This is a genomic window from Halococcus thailandensis JCM 13552, assembly GCF_000336715.1.
In the GTDB taxonomy this organism is placed as follows: domain Archaea; phylum Halobacteriota; class Halobacteria; order Halobacteriales; family Halococcaceae; genus Halococcus; species Halococcus thailandensis.
Genome location: NZ_AOMF01000125.1, coordinates 1 through 1,343 on the forward strand (window position 1 = coordinate 1; position 1,343 = coordinate 1,343).

Sequence of the window (1,343 nt, forward strand, 5' to 3'; positions counted from 1 at the left end):
AAGAACCACGAAACATGGCCACAACCGTCGAGATTCCCGATACAGACGAGACGTGTGCATACTGTGGTTCGCGTATCTTCGACCACGATACCATCTGTGTACGCGACTGCACCGTCGATTGTGGCTCTCCTCTCTACTTCTGTAACTACGCGTGCCTGTCGGCGTATATCACCGAGAACGAGCTGACCTACGGTGACGCCTGCGAGTGGTCGCCCGAGTAGCACTCGTTTCCGCCGGGTCGTCAACCCTCTCAGTCCTCGGGGGCGCTCAGTCGCGAGAGGCGCATCGCGTTACCTGTCACACCCAGACTCATCCCCATATCACCCACCACGACCGCGAGCGCAACACTCACGTANACAGCGAGCAACGCCTTCACACCGAGACTCCCCCAGATATTCTGCCGGATCACTCCATTTGCCGTGTGCGACAGTCTGTATAGGTATGGCAGTTTCCCGATGTCATCGCCCATCAGTGCGATATCCGCGGTTTCGAGCGCCGTATCCGTCCCTGCTGCACCCATCGCAATGCCGATGTCAGCGGTGGCGAGTGCAGGTGCGTCATTGATTCCGTCGCCGACCATTGCGACATCTCCGTGCTCGGCCTGCAACTCCTCGATGGNCGCTGTCCCCTCGTTGTCGCCAGTCAACATCACCACGTGGCCGACACCACGGTCATGGAGACGCTCGACTGCACGCTGCGAGGTCGAACGTACCTCATCAGCGATTGCGATCCCGCCGACCAACTCGGCTTCCGTTCCAACGAGGACGACTGTTCGCCCGTCTTGTTGAAGTTCAGTGAATACGCTCTCGGTGAATTCTTCCTGCTCTGGCGAAGGGTTTCGAGAAACACCGTCTGAGACAGTTCCTCCGTCGGTCACACCACGAGTTTGTGAGAGGTCGAAGCCGAGTTCCTCGAACAGCGCTGGCTTGCCTGCATAGTATGTCTCGCCGTCGATTTCGGCTCGAATGCCCTTTCCAGTCAAACTCTCGAAATCAGATGGGGAAGGGAGATCGGTCACGATAGCCTCGTCCGTGCGAGTGAGAATCGCCTCAGCAATCGGATGTTCACTACGCTGTTCCAACCCTGCGCCATATCGAAGGACATCCGTCTCGCTGTGCTCNGTGACCGTCAGTTCGCCCTTGGTGAGAGTCCCGGTTTTGTCCATCGCGACGACGTCGACCTCACCCATCGTTTCGAGGTGGTTGCCGCCCTTGATCAGCACGCCGTTTTTCGCAGCGCTCGTGATTCCGGAAACGACCGAGACAGGTGTCGAGATAACGAACGCGCACGGACACGCGATGACGAGCAAGGTAAGCCCGCGGATGAACCACGTCTCCCACGGC

The 1,343-nt window shown here is 58.5% G+C and carries 2 protein-coding genes; one reads left to right on the top strand and one right to left on the bottom strand.

Annotated elements, in window-relative coordinates; all coding sequences use genetic code 11:
- The first annotated feature begins 14 nt into the window (after positions 1–14).
- Entirely contained in the window at positions 15–221 is a 207-nt protein-coding gene (locus tag C451_RS05700; protein WP_049912997.1) for a hypothetical protein, read from the top strand.
- 29 nt (positions 222–250) lie between these two features.
- Here the strand turns inward: C451_RS05700 and C451_RS05705 are convergent.
- Positions 251–1,343: heavy metal translocating P-type ATPase (locus C451_RS05705; protein ID WP_007738665.1), on the bottom strand; the 1,093-nt coding region annotated here is incomplete at its 5' end.